20 protein-coding genes and 1 pseudogene are annotated in these 18798 nt (G+C 41.9%); all 21 read right to left on the bottom strand.

From position 1 onward, the window contains the following. Positions 1 to 12 precede the first annotated feature (12 nt). On the bottom strand, positions 13 to 1110 hold the full coding sequence (locus tag NIE88_RS10250) for a hypothetical protein (protein ID WP_253061822.1): 1098 nt from the start codon (positions 1108 to 1110) through the stop codon (positions 13 to 15). Positions 1111 to 1126: 16 nt separating this feature from the next. Beyond that, positions 1127 to 1357, bottom strand: coding sequence for a pilin (locus NIE88_RS10245; protein ID WP_253061820.1), 231 nt, complete (start codon positions 1355 to 1357; stop codon positions 1127 to 1129). Between the two features lie 2 nt (positions 1358 to 1359). Beyond that, positions 1360 to 1551, bottom strand: coding sequence for a hypothetical protein (locus tag NIE88_RS10240; RefSeq protein ID WP_253061818.1), 192 nt, complete (start codon positions 1549 to 1551; stop codon positions 1360 to 1362). Positions 1552 to 1574: 23 nt separating this feature from the next. Further along, the gene (locus NIE88_RS10235) at positions 1575 to 1814 is read right to left on the bottom strand and encodes a hypothetical protein (protein WP_253061816.1); all 240 of its coding nucleotides are present in this window, start codon (positions 1812 to 1814) and stop codon (positions 1575 to 1577) included. Positions 1815 to 1835: 21 nt separating this feature from the next. Then, on the bottom strand, positions 1836 to 1976 hold the full coding sequence (locus NIE88_RS10230; RefSeq protein WP_253061814.1) for a hypothetical protein: 141 nt from the start codon (positions 1974 to 1976) through the stop codon (positions 1836 to 1838). A 73-nt stretch (positions 1977 to 2049) separates the two neighbouring features. After that, entirely contained in the window at positions 2050 to 2421 is a 372-nt protein-coding gene (locus NIE88_RS10225) for a hypothetical protein (RefSeq protein WP_253061812.1), read from the bottom strand. Between the two features lie 11 nt (positions 2422 to 2432). Then, positions 2433 to 3158, bottom strand: coding sequence for a hypothetical protein (locus NIE88_RS10220; protein ID WP_253061810.1), 726 nt, complete (start codon positions 3156 to 3158; stop codon positions 2433 to 2435). Beyond that, positions 3155 to 3961, bottom strand: coding sequence for a hypothetical protein (locus NIE88_RS10215; RefSeq protein WP_253061808.1), 807 nt, complete (start codon positions 3959 to 3961; stop codon positions 3155 to 3157). Before NIE88_RS10215 ends, NIE88_RS10220 begins: the two co-directional genes overlap by 4 nt. Further along, the gene (locus NIE88_RS10210) at positions 3954 to 5204 is read right to left on the bottom strand and encodes an ATPase, T2SS/T4P/T4SS family (RefSeq protein ID WP_253061806.1); all 1251 of its coding nucleotides are present in this window, start codon (positions 5202 to 5204) and stop codon (positions 3954 to 3956) included. Before NIE88_RS10210 ends, NIE88_RS10215 begins: the two co-directional genes overlap by 8 nt. A 17-nt stretch (positions 5205 to 5221) precedes the next feature. Continuing rightward, entirely contained in the window at positions 5222 to 5611 is a 390-nt protein-coding gene (locus tag NIE88_RS10205; RefSeq protein ID WP_135348095.1) for a pXO2-26 family protein, read from the bottom strand. A 905-nt stretch (positions 5612 to 6516) separates the two neighbouring features. Further along, positions 6517 to 6789 carry a hypothetical protein gene (locus NIE88_RS10200; protein ID WP_253061804.1) on the bottom strand — a complete coding sequence of 91 codons (273 nt, stop codon included), beginning with the start codon at positions 6787 to 6789 and terminating at the stop codon, positions 6517 to 6519. A gap of 37 nt (positions 6790 to 6826) precedes the next feature. Then, the gene (locus NIE88_RS10195; RefSeq protein ID WP_253061802.1) at positions 6827 to 9064 is read right to left on the bottom strand and encodes a MucBP domain-containing protein; all 2238 of its coding nucleotides are present in this window, start codon (positions 9062 to 9064) and stop codon (positions 6827 to 6829) included. A 45-nt stretch (positions 9065 to 9109) separates the two neighbouring features. Next, a pseudogene (locus NIE88_RS22795) lies at positions 9110 to 9382 on the bottom strand (thioester domain-containing protein); the annotation flags it as partial. A gap of 281 nt (positions 9383 to 9663) precedes the next feature. Next, positions 9664 to 10347, bottom strand: coding sequence for a hypothetical protein (locus NIE88_RS10190; RefSeq protein WP_253061800.1), 684 nt, complete (start codon positions 10345 to 10347; stop codon positions 9664 to 9666). A 449-nt stretch (positions 10348 to 10796) separates the two neighbouring features. Then, positions 10797 to 11090, bottom strand: coding sequence for a hypothetical protein (locus NIE88_RS10185; RefSeq protein WP_253061798.1), 294 nt, complete (start codon positions 11088 to 11090; stop codon positions 10797 to 10799). A gap of 490 nt (positions 11091 to 11580) precedes the next feature. Beyond that, the gene (locus NIE88_RS10180) at positions 11581 to 12378 is read right to left on the bottom strand and encodes a hypothetical protein (protein WP_253061796.1); all 798 of its coding nucleotides are present in this window, start codon (positions 12376 to 12378) and stop codon (positions 11581 to 11583) included. Positions 12379 to 13061: 683 nt separating this feature from the next. Then, positions 13062 to 15341 carry a S8 family peptidase gene (locus tag NIE88_RS10175; protein ID WP_253061794.1) on the bottom strand — a complete coding sequence of 760 codons (2280 nt, stop codon included), beginning with the start codon at positions 15339 to 15341 and terminating at the stop codon, positions 13062 to 13064. Between the two features lie 26 nt (positions 15342 to 15367). Then, positions 15368 to 16474 carry an AAA family ATPase gene (locus NIE88_RS10170; RefSeq protein WP_253061792.1) on the bottom strand — a complete coding sequence of 369 codons (1107 nt, stop codon included), beginning with the start codon at positions 16472 to 16474 and terminating at the stop codon, positions 15368 to 15370. Between the two features lie 219 nt (positions 16475 to 16693). Continuing rightward, positions 16694 to 17038, bottom strand: a complete 345-nt coding sequence (locus NIE88_RS10165; RefSeq protein ID WP_253061790.1) for a hypothetical protein — start codon at positions 17036 to 17038, stop codon at positions 16694 to 16696. Between the two features lie 16 nt (positions 17039 to 17054). Then, a complete protein-coding gene (locus NIE88_RS10160) occupies positions 17055 to 18209 on the bottom strand; it encodes a ParM/StbA family protein (protein WP_253061788.1) in 1155 nt (384 codons plus the stop codon). A 375-nt stretch (positions 18210 to 18584) separates the two neighbouring features. Then, positions 18585 to 18794, bottom strand: a complete 210-nt coding sequence (locus NIE88_RS10155) for a hypothetical protein (protein ID WP_253061786.1) — start codon at positions 18792 to 18794, stop codon at positions 18585 to 18587. Positions 18795 to 18798: the final 4 nt, after the last annotated feature.

Genomic DNA, 18798 nt, shown 5'->3' with positions numbered 1-18798 from the left:
CTCGTCCTCCTCTCAATGCAGCCCAAAGTGACCAAAGAGCTGATTTTTAAAGGTCAAAATCATTTCCATCGTTTGATGGGCCGTAGCCGGATGCTGCCATAGCCATAGACCACCGAAAAGCATCCCAGCAACCATCAGGGTGCCGGCAATTGCCCCTCCATGCCCAGAATGCACGCGCGCACCCCGGGCTTTTTTCAGCTCTTGAGCTAGCCGTTCCTCGCGCCGGGCATCTGACTCCACCTGTTTTTTGACCCGGTTCCGGTCCGCCGCCAGCTCCTCATAGAGCCTTGCTTTCTGCTTCTCCCGTTCCAGTTGCACGTCCAGTGCCTTGGCCCGACGTTCTTCACGATGAAACCTGACTGCCTGGTGATGTTGAATCGCACTTTTAATGCCCCGCACTATGAACTGAGTGAAATATTTAGTGACCCGCATCAGTCTCGGTACGCTTTTTCGCCAGGAGGTTCGACAGAATGCGAGCGCCTTGGCAAAGCTGGCTGTTAGGTTCCATTTTTGCCTACCCGAATCAGGAATACGGGAAGGTTCCCCGCGTTCCTGATTCGGTTCCTGAGAGGCAGCTGGTTCCGGCTGCTGATGTGGCCGTTCGTTTTTAATTGGTCGATCATTCGGATCAGTCATCGGTTCATTCCTTTTCTCAAGGGGACTCTTTGGAGGGTTCGGCCTCTGGATTGTTGGCTGATCACGAACCCCAGGTTCATGTTTGAGTACCCGGTAAAAGAAAGGCCGCTTCCCTGTCGCCCGCGGCAGGCCGCCCGTTTGTTCCGGTTCATCCGGATCTCGCATCGCTTCAGCCAGCCGTTGAAGCAACCGGTTTTTATCTGCCTCTGGCTCGCTGGCAAACACTGTCGTGAGAGCCTCCTGTACAAGAAACAGCAGATTGGTAGGCTGTCCAGCGCCAACCGGATGACGGTCTTTAAAGAGCGGACGCTCTCCGTCGTAGATCGTGTAGACGACCGCCTCGGTAAATCCAGCGATTTGCGCGCGTTCCTCCATTTCTTTTAAAATGCTGCTCGCCCGACGCGTGGAAAATGGCTGATTTTTCTTCGCCAATTTCCGAAAGCGCCGGCCAGCTTCAAAATAGACAGTTATCAACTCGGCCCACCCTCTTTTAGAATTTCAGGTTGCCCTGAAGCCACTGCGAGATGGTCAGTGAACTCAGACAAATAGCAAGGCCAATGGCTACGTTGATCATGCCGTCTTTGGCTTCCTGGATCTTCTGCGGATTTTTCTGCATATAGCCAATGGCATAGATGGCCAGTTTTAATGCAGCGTACGATCCGCTAATTGTGGTAACAAAGTTCAAACAAGCAGTGATCACATTAATAACGCCACTCGGCATAGTCAGTCACGTCCTTTTTTCTGATTTTCAATCAATAAATTCAGCGCCGCACCCACCGTTGGCGCACCTTCCTCAATGACGGTGCGGTGCCGCTCGTCCAGCCAGTCCTCATACACGAGGCCTTGAGCCGCCAAAATTTTAACGGCCATTTCCTTCCGTTTGCGCCGCTCCGCGCGTTCTGTTTTCTCAGACATCTGCTGCCTCCTCTCTTCCCCCTTCATGCCAGCTGTAGCTCAATGCCTTCATCCCTGGGCACAAGCCTCAGAAGATGAAAAACGCGGAGCGAATTAATCGCCCCGCAATAAAAAACGACCGGCAAGCGCTCCATCTTTTCGCTCGTCGGCAGCTGGTGGACCGGAAAAGTCCGCTGATCAGAATGCCAGAGAAATCGCTTTTCCCGGTCAATTTTTTGATACTCTGTGAAATTGACATCAATCGTCAAAAACGACCTCCTCATTTTTTTGTTCCCCCTGACTGCTCACCCCTGCCATATCGTGTTAAACCACGTCCACATCGACCCAAGCTCAGTTCCCAGATGCCCGGTCACGGATTGATAAACAATGAGGGTCGCAGCGAGGCCAACAACGACTGCCGCTACCTCCATTATCCAAGTTCGCATGAAATTCACCTCCTTAAAAAGGATATTTAAAATCTATAAAAAGCCTTTAAACAGGGCTTTTTATACATGAAAATTAGGAGCTCTCGCCACGCACCAACGAGACAGCTGATCCACGGATCGTGAGTGGAGTCAGTTTAATGTTCAGCAGTGTCAATCGCTCTGGGACCTTAACCTGATAATTGATCACTGTCCCATAGGGCTTCATGCCATTTCCACTCTCACTCTCCAGTTGATAACGGCCGCCATATTTTTGCTGGTTATAGGCGTTAATTTCAGTAAGCGCATTCGTTGTAAGTCCTCCATTACGCTGAATCTGGTAGTCGACATACTGCCGAAAATCATACGCCTGGCTGCGCTGTGCCCAATAAGCTGCGGATGCGACTAGTGCGGCAATCAAGAGCGCAAAAATAATCAGCGTTGCGATATTAAGTATCCAGGATCGCATAGTTTTCCTCCTTAACCATGAAAGGCCATGATTTTGCTAAAATTCGATAGGTAACTGACGAGCGAGCCGGAAAAAGGGATCAGCATGCCAAGGAAAATCGCAAAGGCCAGATAATTAAACTTGGCGATTCTCATCTCGCGAATCTTTTTTCGGTTACGAAACAGCTCATCGCTGGCTATCCTGGCCAAATTACGTAACACCTTCGGATCCTTGGTATTCTGTTGAAACTCAAAAAGCGCCGTACAGAGCGTGCGTGCCTGATCGCTTCCTGCTCCAGCATGCTCGCCAAATTCCCAAAATACTTTGATGTCGTTTGGCTGCTCAATCATTCGGTCAATAAGCCGGTGCACGTCACCCCGGATGGGAATTTCCGGATTTTGCTTTAGCGCCTGTTCCAAGGCGTTGGTAAAGGACGTCTGTTCCGCAATCGGCGCGAGTACCCGGAAATACAAGGCAAAGTTGACACGTCGTTTAATCACTGACAGCTGGGCAAGTTGCCGGATGTTCACGTAGTGAAGTTTCCAAATCAGAAAAGCGACGCCCAGCGCAATAATCACCGGGAGTACTGATCGCATAATTAAAGCAAAAAAACCGGCAAGCAGAACAAGTAAAAGCGGCACTAGCAGGCGACGGCTCCTTTCCCGTTGCCGTCCTTGCTCCGACGCATACACCGTTTTCAACAACTCTTCATAATCCGGCTCCGAGAGTTTTCCTGAAAACCAGTTCAAGATGTTCAATAGTTAATCTCCTCCACCTCGTCATTGACGTAATTTTTAAAGAAAATGCGAAAGACAAGGCCAATATAGACGAAGTATAGTGTGTTGCAAAACCACCCTATCGGCTGATGGCTGTACAAATTAATCCAGTTCTGCAGTGTGAATACATAACTGAGTACAAAAAAAGCAAAGAAGGTCATAAAAAGCATGATTAAAAGCTCGCTTCTTGGCCCTCTTTTCTCCTCAATATAAATCTCGCGCTCTACAAGAACCTCATTGTGCTGCCGAGTAATCTGATCAAGCACATCTGTGTTGATTCGGCCAAAGGCAAAGATTGTCGCCACCTGTTCCAGATAGTGTACAAAGGAAATGTCTTTCTTATATTGTTTTTTTAGTCCATCAACCGCTGCGATACCCTCCTTTTCGTTCGCTGATCGCAGCTTAGCCGTGAGCGTCGTCAGCTGCTGACCCAGCTCCCCCAACGTGATGCTCGCAATTTCATGAAGGCAGCTAAGAAAGGATCGGGATGGATTTTTAATCATCTGTGTGAATGTGTTTGTGAAGCGGTCTCGCTCGCGATAGGATTGCATCTCATAGATGCGGCGCGCTTCGGCCGGAAGCACCCACAAATATGTGCCCAAGATCCCTATCAGTCCATATATGACAGAAAGCCACCAATAGCGATACAGAATGTAAGACATGATATAGAGTGCAAGAAAGGCAATAACAAACCGGCCCAGAAGCTCACGAGTTCGGATTTTGTGTCCGTACTTCTCGCGCCAGACATTTATTTCCTCAATTGTCCATGTTCGCCGCTTAAACATTGCCAAACACCTCCTTCAGCTCGTCCGTATCCACTTCGTCCACATCCTCAAAGTGCTCCCGAAGCCGGCCGCTGAATGGGTAAAAAGTATCTATGAATTGGCCATTTCGACGTTTTCGTTGAAAAATGGGATGTGCCGTGCAGTCCGGGTAAAACTCAATGAGTTCAGCCAACCAGCGGATCGTCTGGCCGTTTTCCTTCTTCTTTTTCAGGTAACCGCCAATCGGAAAGGCAGAATAAATATCCTTCAGCATCCTTTCCTCATTCACACTGTGATACTTCGTGATCATGCTGAGAAGGCGATCGGGGATCATTGGCGCGCTAAGGACATGCATCGTTGTAAAGACATGCGTGCCCCCAATTGCGCCTTCCACCAGCGTTCCGGTTTCCCGGCCGCGGATCTCAGACGGCATGACCCACACGGCGTCGTTCCGAAAGGCGTCTTCAATGCTTTCTTCATAATTTGCGCCCGGGCCGACCAGCCACTCATAAATGTTCAAGTCTGGAAACAATGTCTTAGCATGGGTTTCGTCTTCATCTTCCAGCAGAATGATTTTTTCTTCCGGGTTGGCCTTGGACAAAACTAGTTTTTGAAAAGATGTTTTGCCAGTACCCATGTCGCCGGCCAGGAGCATGTTAACGTGTCCCCACAGGTTAGCGGCACAGAACTTAAAAATTGACGGCGGGCAAAACGCATCTATATTCTTCTCCGTCATGACCAACTCGGGACGTGACAGACGAATAGAGAAGGTCGGACCGCTGACCGTCATCGTCTGATGACGCGATGAGAGACGCATGTTTTCAATCTGCCCGGAGAGTCTAGGCTCTTTCCTGCTGAAGTCTTTTTTTACCCGGGAAGCCATCCGCTGAAGCAAACGATTGATATAGTCATCACTGATTCGGGAATCGTCAATATAATGGAGCCCCTCGTTGGTCTTTCGAAATAGACGGGATCCATGATAGCCAATATCCGTATTTTCCGGATCCCGTTGCAATTCCTCAATGATTCCTAAGCCGACAATCTCTTGCACAGCGTAAGCAGCCTGTGCCTCCGTTTTGACCAAATCAGGGAACCGTTCTTTGATAACCGGGCCAAGAATGGCCCGAGCTTCCGGCCGTGCCACCGGATCGTCGGAGTAGCAAGCGTTCAATAGTTCGGCGTGGGAGGAAAACAGACTCTCCTCAATAGCTTTTATAGTTGTAGGCAGCAATCGCCTGCTCGGTAAATCTATAACTGTTTCCATTGAAATCTCCTTTCGTTTTAATCGGATGTGGTTATGTTAGGCACATACGTGGTATGGTAATCATTACCTTTACCATCGTGAATTTTGATTTTAACTGCTTTGACCGCGCCGGTTTGGCTATCATTCCGGAAATCAAAGGTGTATTGCACATTCGTCAGATGAATCTCCATGTTCCTCTGAAACAACTGCTCAAAATTTTGTTTAAATGTGCCTTCGTCCACTATCATTTGGCCAGAGTCGATGCGCGAGCGCGAATTAGCTGCCAGAACCGATGCAACATTTGCAGATTCAGTCATATCCGCAATGACTTCTTTATGCTTGTCATCGTAGGAGAGCCAGGTGTTGAGCATGACCATCAGCCCGGCCCAGATAATAAACATAAGAAAGAAGCGTGTATAGACATTCACGTTTTTCACTCACCCCCTTTCAAACAGAAAAAGAGTCATTCAAAAATGGTCCTTTTGAATGACTCTTTTTCTTTTATTTATTAAATTATCAATTTTTATTTGAATTTCTAAATAAAGTAAATTAAAATTTTAGCTGTACGTTATGAATTCAATAGGAAAACGGTGAACTACATGCAGATATTTCAAAGTGTTGTTTCTATTATTAACAGTTTATTGAGCATCGTGCTTATCGTATTACAAATATCGAAGATACATAATAAAAATCCCTCTAAAAATCAGGCGCCAAAACTCATTATACCTCGCACGCCTATAAAAACACCCCCTGTCAAAGTGCATGTCACAAACACGCAGAACGAGAATTTCATGATGGTTCTATGGGGCGTGTTCTTAGTGCTATTATTCGGATTGTACGCTTTATTCTTTAGATACATTTCAATCATCTCAACGACACTATTAACAGTCCTACTCCTTGCCAGTATGATCGTTAGGTACAAAAAGAGATCAGATTTTACAATACCATTTATTGTCGGCGAAGTGATTGCTCTGTTTCTGTTTATGTCAACCTACTATGTTCCCGATCCGATCAAAACAGTATTTAATCGAATTCCTCCTCTTAATTTCGATGGAAAATCTGAATTTGATAATTGGTCTGCAGCCGTTGGGAGCATCGTTAAATCTATTTATGGGACTTATCCCTTTTATTATATTTTTGCGCGCCTTGTTTCTTTAATTGCACTGAGCATAATGACTACACGTTTTTTATTTCACGACAAAAAAGAAGAAAGCTTGAGATTTATAATTGGCTGTTATTTAGGATTTTTCGTGTTTTTTATAGGACTTCATCTAAATCTTACATGGCCGTATCTCAGCACTCTTTTTAGTGAAATATCAGCATGGCTTAATCGTTAATTCATTATCCATTGCAGTGTACAGAGCAACATAAATTGAAAAACGAGCAAACCTACAGTAAATAAAAGAAACCAATAACCCTTTTTCAGTGTTAAAGACATTTTGGTTACTCGGTGGATTAATTTCCCGTTTTCAATTTGTTCTTCTTCACAGAACAGACCAGCAGTCATTTTCTCGGTGATCCTTTCTTTTTTTACACACAAGAAACAAAGCATTAACCCAATAATAGATGTCCAAACTAAGGCACATATGACAAAGGTGATTTGCATGCTTTTCCTCCCTCAATCAATAATTGCGCAGATGTGCTTAATCATTTTTAATCCATTGCTCATCAGCCTTTGTGAATCCAGCCGGCAGACCGTCCGGAAACGGATTGTCGGTGTTTACCGGTTCCATGAGTAGTTCATCTTTGCTGATTGTCGGGCTGCCCATCCAGGCATACATATAGGCTACCAGCCGCAGCTGATCCTGAATCTTCAGCGTCACTTTATTGACGCCAAGCGGATTCGTGGAATAGTCCACAGCGTAGGTTGCGGGAATGTTCTGCGACTTATCCGGCCAGATGGGCGTATAGAACTGATATTTCCCATCATACAGTTTATTTTTAATTCTGCTATCGTGAGCGTTTACTTGTTGGTCGGTGAACAGCTTGCCCGTTTTATCTTCCACATTGACATGCGGAAATTTGAAACCTTCGTTCTTCTGGTAAGCTGAGGCCGAATCATTTATGTTACGGTGTGACAGCATGGGCACATTGACCTTTCCGTTCTTCGTCGGATAGTTCAAATAGGAAGTATCCTGAAGTACCGAAGGGGCCCGGAAAGTAAAGTTGTCTTCAGCGACACCTGTTGCATAATTATAGTCATGACCAAGTTCATTGTTATAGTTGAGTGTGACATCGGCCGCAAAGCCGTATCCCGTTTTCATTTTTGGTATGGGCCGAGCGTAATATTTAAAGGTTTCGTAATGCGTCTCCATCGGTTGACCGACGGCTATCTCTGTCATAACCACCCGTTTCTGCGAATCTTGATGCGAGGAATTGCTGTTTACATTAAATTCAACCGTTTCTTCACTGCTCGTATACCCCTGAGTCGTCAGCTGGCCGCCAGCCGGAGAAACGTCAAAATCATTGGCGCTGAAACCGTCTAATTTAACGGTATAAGGCTTATTTGTATTTCTCGTAAGCACGCTGTTCGGGATTGTAAAAGTGAGATTGGTCGGTATGCTCTTAGCGGCGTACTGTTGCATCGCAAGCTTAGCACTCCCACGATAAAGCGAAACACTGATTTTCTTAGTGCCCATGTCGCCGATCGAGGTCGCATAATTATAGAACACTTTGCCCATAGTCACCTTGACTGGCAGCCCTTCGGAAGCCGGTGCCGTGTAAATCTGAAGTTTCTTCAAGTTTACCTGGGCAAGGGGAATGTCGTAATAATAGTTGATTACAATGTTTCCTGTACCCACGGTTCCCTTCTGCGTATTCCCAGTGGCTTTGACAAAGCGATAGGCATAGTTTTTCCCGTTCTTGGTAGTCGTGATTCCTGGGTGATTCTCCTGGTAGGAATCGCCCTGATGAAGGGTATAGACTTTGCTTGTCTGGATTTTCTTTCCCGTTCGGTTGTCGTAATAATTCACCGTGACGCTGCGCCTCAAAATATAGAGAAAGGTTTGACTTAAATCTTTGTCCGGCTGCTTGCCGGTATAAGTGTAATTTGCGTTTTGAAGGGATCCGTTATTGTATAGATCGTAAGTGTTCCCTCCGGCCGTTACAGATTTGGGAATCGTCCACAAATACGTATTGCCTACTTTTACCTCTTTCGATGCCTGATTGAAAATTTGATGATTCGGATACCTGTTTTGATAGACAACCTTGTTATTCCGGTAACGGTCGTAATAAAACTTGACGTACACATCCGTGCTTCCGGTCTTTCCCGTGACCTTACTTTTTCCGGTTTCTTTGTATGTGGCCCCCTTGGCCCCTTTCGTTCCGTTTCCTGTGAAACCACTTGTTGAAGCTGTAACGCTGTAATTACTACCTATCGTAGATTTTCCTTTAGACTCCTGCCACATGACGCTGTTGTCATAGGTATCAATGTACTGAGCGTAGACGTTGACAGTGCGGGGATAGAAGTTTGCACTAATACCATCAGCAGACGGCGGATCGTCCTCCGGCATATAAACTACAGGCTGATAGGGCTTACCATTAACATCTTTTCCGTTAAACCTAAGAACTAGAGGCTGATAACTTTTAAGATTCCCCTTAACGGCACCACTCGAATAATTATTATCATAACTTAAATTTGCCCAAAGATAGAAAGAGTCTCCACCATGAATGGTTTCATTGCCTGTTCCGTTTGTACTATGGGTTAAGTTTTTTAAGTGCAGGCCTGAAGGCAATTTAATAGTTACATAATTTGAAGAACTTCCGACCAATGTTGTTGTTTGTGAAACTTGTTTATCTCCGTCAACATGAACAGATAAATTTTCATCTGAAAAATGGAAATGATAGTCAGGAACAGAATCAGAATCATTAGCTTTATCCAATAATTGCTGATACCCCCAGGGTGCTTTTCCGTATGATTCTCCATTTACCACTGAAGATAAAGCAAGGGAGGTGGCAACTATTGCAGAATCTCTGCTTGAGCCATGTGCCTTAAAAATATCTTTTGTCCCGTTATACCCATAGTACAAAATTCTCAATACTTTATCATTATTGTAATCGTTTAATCCCTTTTGTGATGTATTAGTTGGTGGTGTTCCATCATCATGTTTAATACAAAATGCTTGCTTTCCATTTATTGAAAAATCTCCAACAATATTTGGTCCAGATGTAGCTGTTCCGTTATACTTAATAATTAACATTTGCGCTTGCATTGTAAGGAAACATTTCCGGCAAAGTAATTAATGCGACTAGCATGACCGATAAAATTAATTTGATGAATTTACCTTGCTTACTATTCATTTCATCACCTCATAAAAATAGAGAGTGTCTCAATAGTCATTTTCTTGACTCTGAGACACTCTCATTAATTATACACAGCCTTAATTCATCAACGTCATTAATTCGTGGAACTGTTTGCGAATACACTTTCGGGACAGCCCCTTTCCTAGTTAAAACGTATTTATACTGTAAAAATTACAAATTAAGGATTGCCTAGTATTGTAAAAAAACCTCCCTCTTCATAAGTATTATCACTATTCTTAATCTTACCAGTCTTAACTGTAGAAACACTACCACTTGTTTTTGCAGAACTTGTACTGCTTGAACTTGTTTCATTTTTACTCTTGTTGTTACCGCTCGAAGTTGATTTCTTTGCCGTGATACTTGCTTTCTTTGTTGTACTACTCGTTCTTGATGTACTCGCCGCTGTTGACGCACTTGAATGAACCGAGCTCTTTGGATGACTTGCCGCTGAAGAAGAAGCTGTCGATCTGCTCGAATGAGAACTCGTCGAGCTTCTTTTAGTCGGCGTGCTTGATGTCGCTGCTGTTGCTGTAGAACTGCTTGTTGCGCTTGAATGGTCTGTTGAAGAATCTTTTGCTGGCGTCGAACTTGATGTTGAAACAGGTGCAGAACTTGAACTCGTCGCAGTGCTGAAATCAGAAGCAGGACTCGAATTGCTGGAATCGGATGACGAGGACTGCGCCTGTTCATCAGCTTCTGATTGAGATTCATTTTTATGTGCTGCACTGGCCGAGACTTTTTTTAGATGAGTTGGCTGCGAAGCTGTATACGCAAGCGCACCGCCGCCAATTCCGATAACGAGCACAGCAGCCAGCACTGACATAAGCACAGGACGCCTGATTTTAGTCTTAAGGTTTCTCACCTGATTCACCATCCTTTCTTTGGTTTTTTTATATGTTATGTGTCGGGCACTAGGAAGTCTGATTCAGGTCTTTTATAACTGCATTATACCATGATTTTCCTGAGCGCAGACGACCTTCGTGCCAATAATAATCGCCACAGTTAAATAGCGAATAGACGTGTGGCGTATGTACGGGTTTCTAGCAGTGGTTTACCCGAAAACTCTATCTCAGCACAGTATCTGACAGCGCCGGAAATCGGCAAAATCACAAATGCGTGTCAAATCTGAGAATGCGCAGCCAAACCTGCCTTAATACTAATCCTCGCTCCCCACCAGGAGGGACCCACTCAACCCAGGACGTATTTTTGCATGGCCGCGTATTATACGCCTGGAGGGACCGCTACGTCCCTGTTATTTGTCCGGCGCTTCGCCGGGCTGCTGCTCCATCACCTCCTTAAAGATTTAATTCATTAATAAACCATCGTGTATTTTTCCTTCGCCAGTCGGGGAAAGGCTCCCTCAACCGCCCACAACTTCCCAACGCGTTTACCAATACGCTTGGCAATGACTTGGCCGTTTTCATTACGTACGTTCCTTATTTCCCAATAAGCACTGGCTATGGATAGAACGGCTCCAGAAGTTAAAAAAACAATATACTTCCCGTCGACTTCTCCGAGATTTCCATTCATCATGCGAACGCTGTGGCCAAAATGCTCAATTTCTCTTGGTGTAAACACGTGTCGAATTGGTGCTCCTGAACGCATCGTTCTCTACATCCTCCTTATGGCTAATTAAAAAGCCATTCAGATCCTGTTTACGATCCGAATGGCTCCATCAGTTGCGCGGGCATCTTGCAACAAACTACAACCTCTACTGCTTTATAGCCAACCCGTTTTGATTATAGTCAAAATGTCGGTTATAATTTGGTTGCATGGTTTGTACGGCCGTGCACCTGAGGGCGGGTTCGTAAACAGCTGTCACTGTTTGTCGAGCTTTAGCCTCTTCGACGAGTTGGCGCTCACCGAAGGGCTGCCCTCCTATTTTTTTGTCTTCACAAGTCAAGATACACCTACACACGTTCGGTTGTAAAGAGAAAAATGCAATTTAAATTATATTTTTTTCAATTGTCTAATTTTTACTTTGAATAAGTTTTTTTAAGTTTTAATAAGTTTATTTTCCCTATATTACCGGGGAAAAATTGATTTTCAGAATTAATATTCAAAAGATAACAACGCATAAAAAAAGATCACATATTTACGATCTTTTTCGGGACTTCGAGATGCATTGCTGTTTCTTTTTTTTACGTTCGTCCAAACATGATCCAATAATTTGCTGCGCCATGTCAAGCCACATTACCGGAAATAAATATAAGGAATGCTTTATCATATAAAGACAGTAAACCTTATTATCATACCAATTAAATTGAGTACATAAATTTCCCTTGATTTCAATGCCCCCTTCAACAAGAATATAATTATTTGTGGGATTAATAAATATGTTCTTTCCCTCTAGTTCACGGAAATTAGCGATCACCTTATATTTTCTAGATTCGTTTTCAAGAGCGTGAGCTTCCATGAATCCTCTAAAATATGGCTCGTTCATTTTATCTTCAAGGTGGAACCAAACAAAGCTTTTAAATTTATCTTTATATTTAAGCCTATAATTCGATTTAGCACTACTATGACCGGATAAATTAATTCTTCCTGTAATCGAGTAATGGTTTTCATCTTCCAAAGTTAATTCGTTGGTATAATGTATGATTTTTTTATTTTTGAAAATGTTCTTCTCTTCATCACGAATAGGCCGTATATAATATCTGTCAGATAAAATCAAAAGCATATATACACAAAGTGGAGCACATAATAACAGAATGATACCTTTTGCCCCGAAAGAACTAATAACAATGCCCGCAGTAATAAGAGAAATAAGTACGAGGGGAAACGTTACTAAACTCATATATAATCTGAATCGAAATTTTGCCACTTTCGCTGTATCACGTTTTTTTGTGCTCAAAATATCACGATCCTTCCACGCTCTTTCTTGTAGAACCATAATCCCCTTTATTTTATTATCGGTAAAATTTCATACAGCGGTAATATTTTCCTCTACCTTTACTCTGTCGGATTGGTATTCGGATGATTTTCAGGATCATTCGGGGCACATTCAAGTTGCCCAGATCATCACGATCAACGATCAATAGACGCGAGGATGATCAAGTCTTCAGAATTGCCGAATCGCGTTTAGATTGATTCAACTAAGAGCGTTGGGAAATCCGCTTTTTCAGCCCTCTAAGTACGTGTTCTTTAAAATTATAGTCATCGGGTTATAATGAATAGAAACAGGTAATATTGTAGATACGGATATTAAGGTGGGAAAGGTTCCCCATGCGCCATCATTGCGATAGTTAAAAGAGATCCTGGGTGCCGTCCAGGTAATATCCGTTACGGTGGGCCCCCATATTAAGGGAGTCCTTTTATTTTTTATGAAATTAAAAAATTCCCTGTAGGCTTTCGGGAACAGGGAAGAAAAATATTAAACGGCTGGCTGGATGATTGTCAATATTCCAAATTAGATGTTTTTCAGGTCAACCTCGTTAAATTACCGGAGAAAAATTGATTTTAGAATTAGCAGCAAACAAGATGATAAATAAAGTTATTTACCCCTGAGACAAATTGTCAAGGAGTTTCCATCAAAATAGTAAAAGCTCTGCAACCATACAGCATTGATAATGAATTTTACGAGATAGATATCATGACATCATTTCTATTCTTAATTTTCACTGGTTCCAGAACTCTGTATTCATTAAGGATATCCTCATACAAATTACCTGTGTACTTGGGAATATCAATCGTCACAACTACTGCATAATCCATTCGATCATTACTACCATCTCTTCCAAGGGCGTGTAAGACGAGAAAGGGGTTATGCAAAGATAGTGGACGCATACTCTTCCATCTTTTAACAACAGTGTCCCATTTTAACTCTTCTCGCCTTGCAAGTTCAGTCTGATATTTTTCAGGAGTTTTTGATACAGGAAGAGTGCTCAATTTGTATCCCTTTTGGATGTATTCTTCTATTGTTGTTGAATCTGTATCAATGTTTACTTCAATTGACTTATTTATTCCAGTATTACTTAATTTATATTTCCTATCATGAGGATAAAAAGTATCCTCAATAGCTGATTCAGTGTAATCTTCAGTATGTGAGTTATTGGTTTTAGATAAAATTGCAATAGTCCAAGAAATCTTTATTGTTGTCGTTATATTTGCATTTAGAGGTAATGGGATTGGAAGTTTTGCAAGACCCTTAGGGTTCATTGAATTTGAGTAAATAATATTTACTCTATTTCTATCACATCTCAAAATATCGTCAACACTTTGATTTAAAAACCCGTAACCAATTTCTTTATCAACTTTATTTGGGTTTATTGCAGAATTTATCAGTAAAGCTCTGGCAACTAATGGATTAAATCTTGGACATCTCCCCAATAATTCAGCTGCTTTTGCCGCAACTATTGGGGCTGCAAAACTTGTGCCTGCTGCCAACCATTTAAAATTAGAATCGCTCGCATTTAATAGATGGATTGGAAAATGTTGGTCCCCGCCAAATGCACATAAATCAGGTTTTACTTTACAGCCTTCTCTGCCATCTCCAATGCAGCTATAGCTTGCTCTTTCCAATTTCGATGAGGTCTGATTAAATGTATAAGCTCCAACACTCAGACCATTTACAATGTCCGAAGGAGCTTGAATACGATTGAGAGGAGCTGGCCTTTCTCCATCATTTCCAACTGCTACAACGAACAATTTACGATCATTCCAAGCTAAGGTGTCCAAAGAGAAAGTAAATCTCGTAATTTCATCATCAAGAATTGGACCAACAGGGCCAAATGATAGATTATAAACATCAATATCATGTCTTTCTGGTACAACTTTCTCAATGAAATCAATTACTTCATACAAATCAAAATCAGTAGGGTCGCTTACTGGTAATACTCGAAAACTTTCTACATAAACAATCGGATCAATTAGTCTTGATTTTGCTTCATACTGATTTAAATCACCATATAGGGCGACCCCGGCAACTGCAGTTCCATGTTTTATGCCGTCCGAGATTGCAAATGAACTGATCGATTTATTTTGATGAGTAAAATTTTTCAAGAAAGGATGGCTCTCATCAATTCCACCATCAAATATTCCAACTTTGATCTGCGATACCTGTTCAGCTTTAGGGGGATAAAGTAAATTTATATCCGCCACATTGGATCTTAGCTCTGGGAAGAAATTAACTTTTAATGGATGAACTGTCCTTAAAGGATTGAAGTCTGCGATTCCATTAATTACATTCTTTTTCACCTGTGCGCTTACAAATGTTGGACCTCCAGCATAAGTCTTTATTTTTAATCTATCTGTATCTACTCCAAGCTTTTGTAAATTTAGTTTAAATTTATCTATCATTTTATCAGTGTTTTTTCCGTAAGGATGAAGAACAAATTCAACTGTTCCTTCGTCCCATTCTCCACTAAATCCTTGAACAACTTCATTTTTTGAAAGAAGTGAAATTTGTTCTATTTTTCTAATATCATTTTTAAAATTATCTGGAATTTGGCTTTCATTCGTATCAAGTATTTGCTCAAATCGAGTCAAAACATTATTATTCAGCATTAAAAAATGAAGTTTACTATACTTCTTTTCTTCATTTTCCTCAAATACCCAACGCCTCGAACCAATGTTCTGGAATTTTGCCTGTTTGAATAAAGTTTCAGGTACATAGGACTTAGCTAAAAATTTCTCATTCAACCTTAATGTAATTACAAAGTCATCCATTCTCTTTTCCATAGGAACATTAGCTAAATTCCTTCTAACTACGCTCAGTTGAGTTTTAATTCTATTCTTAGCTTCACCATAAGTTCTTGGATATGCAGGTTGTCCTCCAAAGAATGTTTTGCTAATGGGCTCAATTAAATTTTCTCCACTACCTATTATTGGTAAATAATCATTTGTATCATCCGCCATAATATTCCTCTTTTCTAGATGTCATTTTACTTACCCTTTAAATGGTGGCTAACGGTCGATGGACTTATTCCTAACATCTTGGCTATTTTTGCCTGTGATATTTTGGTTTTATATACCTCTTTTAAATTCTTAACCATTATTTTATTGAATAATGTACTGTCTTGCTTACCAAGTTCTTTAAGCTGTGATATCAAATTTTCAATGGGATCTACATCTTCCACCAAAACCTGTCTTAAAACTCGTTCAGAAATTTGCTTAATATCTGACGGGCTTAGTTGTTCAAATGATTTAGCAATTGTAGTTAAGAATAAATGATCTATCTTAATGACATTTTTCTTGTTCAAATAAATGTCCCATAACTTTATTCTTTCCCCTTCATCAGGATAGGAAATTTCTATTTTAATATCGAAACGTCTCCAAATAGCTTTATCTAGAAATTCTGGGTGATTTGTAGCGGCAATGATAATTGATTGATATGGCCATTCTTCAAGTTCCTTAAGCAACACATTAACAATTCTTTTCAGCTCACCTAGGTCAGAAGGATCATCCCTTCTTTTTGCAACAGCGTCAAATTCATCCAATAATAACACCGATGGTGCACTCTTTCCATATTCAAGAACCTTTTTAAGATTTTTCCCTGTCGAACCAAGATAACTTGATATAGCTGATGATAAATCTAATGATATTAAAGGTAATCTAAGCTTATGGGCTATATACTTAGATAGTAATGTTTTTCCTACTCCTGGAGGACCGTAGAATAAAATACTATTCGGTGGCTTAACATCATTAGCTATTAATTTGGCTATCGCCTCTCTCTCTTTTAGGAAATTCGATATGAGATTATTCAATGCTGAATTAAGCACAACAATCTCATCAAACTCAGACTGATCGCTAATATTTACTAATGACATAAAGGAATCCTTATCAACGGGGGGGGGATCTATTCCCATTGATCTTGTCATAGGTGCACCAGCATTATAGGTTGCCAATATTTTTGCCAATTCTGAAGATAATTGTGGCTCTTCTTTTTTTAGCTTTCTTATAATGGACAAGGTAGATAATTCAACAGTTCTTTTTTCTCCATCTAAAGATGCTCTAATTAACGTCGGCAAATGTTTTAAAACCGTGTTCATTCGATGACGTCCTTTCTTTGGTTTCTATCGAACGATATTATTATAGCTACAATAAAGGATTTTAGTCAATGTAATTCGATGTATATATTTTTCTATGTTCCGTCGAATTTTTATTCAGAAGAATTTATTCTTCATAAATCAAAAAATTCCCTGTGGGTGTTCGGGAACAGGGAAGAAGAATATTAAATATGCTGATTGGATGATTGTCTATATTCCAAATTAAATGTTTTTCAGGTCAACATCATTAAGAATATCGTCAAGTTCACTTGACTTTGAATCTGTGCCATCAAAACGCACAGGTGGAGAAGAAGACAGTTTTTCTCTCGACTCTGTCAGATTTTCTGAAGACGACGGCAAAAGATTAAGTACATCCGCATAGAGTTGTTTCTGCACCTCATAGTCCATAACATTTTTATTGCCAAATCGATCGGCGAAGTACAGAACAAGCATTTGCAAAGAATCCCGAACATTGTTCTGTTGATCCATCCAATCATTTATACGTTGCCGGGCATCCGGATCCCCGTCGTAGCGCCAGAAATAGGTGCTCCGTTCTTTCTTTTCCATTTTTGTCTCCGCCCCCTCAAACGACCGTTATGGCGACGTCTTTATAGAACAGATGACGATTCAGAATGTCCATGCCTTTTGCATTCATAGTAACAGCGTACTTTTTGGGCACCCACAGCAGATTCGTATTGACACGTTTGGCGAAGATCTTCAGTCTTTCATACAGTGGATCATAAAAAGCAATACTGCCACCGCCGTAAACCATGATATAATCCAACGAAGCCGACAGCTCCATGAACTTTTCCTCTACATCCTGCTGAATCTGTTCCGCCTGGGTAAGCAAGGTTTCAGAAAAATATTCTTTAGCCTCTGAATAATAGTTATTTTCGGGATCAGCAAGGACATCCATGTACTGCTGGCGTGTCAGCTTCACATATCCATCGGTTTGATGAGATAGCATCTTGATTGCCTCTTCAGTCGCATGTCCCACACCACGCCGGGCGCCGCTGCATTTATCCGGCACCGGGTTGACACCTTCCGTATAGATGTACTCCGTTGTTCCATCACCAATGTCTATGTGCAATGCACGTTTATTTTTAAAATCCATAGGCGATTTTTCAGGCCCTTCGTAATCATTAAGAATATCCTTATCGGCCTGCAGCAGGGCGTAAAGAGCCGGGATCCCTTCCTGAGTGATCTTTACTTGTCTGAAAAAATGAGTTACTGTGACAATCTCATTGAGCGCATGAACAGTGACAATATGAGGTGACGCCATGTATTTTTCTTCAAGAGCTCTGGCGATTCTTGGAGTGTATTCGCTGGCAGGAATTGCCCCCGTCATGAAATCTTCTACCGTAAGCGAACTGGGCAGCTCATGCGTTTGGAAAAAACTCTTCTGAACCGCTTTCGCCGCCGCCATACCTAGCGTCGTAATCACCGGAATATCACTCTCGGCTTTCCGACCAACATGAATGTTCATGGACTCCGATCGCGTACTCGAAGCTTTTGCTCTCTGGCCAATCATATAGAGTCCATTCCTTCGAAGCGCCGGTGACGAGAGATCAACAAGCAACTGGTTCATTAATCCACCCACTACTTCATTCATTGTGCCTTCTGAGCTATTTGGAGTCGAGGGCAGGTGGCGTACTGTGGTCGGTTGCTGGAGTAGCTCGCCATTCAAAATCATTTTTGTTGTAGAGTTACCATTGTCGTCTGCAATCATCATTTTCATTTGCTATCTCTCCTCTATCTAATAGATGTTTTTTTATATCTCATTGTCTTACCTTTGGCTTGACCGGCAAATAATCACGCATTTTATATATCTCTCAGCTATTTATTTGATATATTCTTTGATTCAAAGGCGTGGAATACTTCTTCTGAATATCATTTATACATCATTTTTCAATTGCCAAAGATTCGTTCTAAACGCTCATATTCAGCAGGCGTCAACCGCTGCGATTCCATGCACTCTTCATACGAATAGCCTCTTCCATCGCACATGCACTGCAAAGAGTGTGTCCCTCGTCTACCCACCAACAAGGTCCGTAGTCCGTCATACAAGCATGATCATCGGTGCAGCCGCACACTTTGCAAGTTCCATACGCCATTATTCATCACGCTTCTGTTCTGATGAAAGATCAAACGGGTTCCAAACACTAAATTGCTTTTTATTACTTAGATCTAACTTGACAACTTGGTCATCAAATCGCTCTACAAGTTTCTCATATGAATCGCCTTTTTGGGGATTCGCTTCCCTAATATGAAAGCCCACTCCTTTTCCCATCTTCCCGATTACAAATTCATTTTGTTGATTCATGCTT

The sequence above is a fragment of the Sporolactobacillus shoreicorticis genome (genome assembly GCF_024125445.1).
GTDB lineage: Bacteria > Bacillota > Bacilli > Bacillales > Sporolactobacillaceae > Sporolactobacillus > Sporolactobacillus shoreicorticis.
Note: the sequence above shows the minus strand (reverse complement) of the source record. Positions and strands in the feature narration are given on the sequence as shown.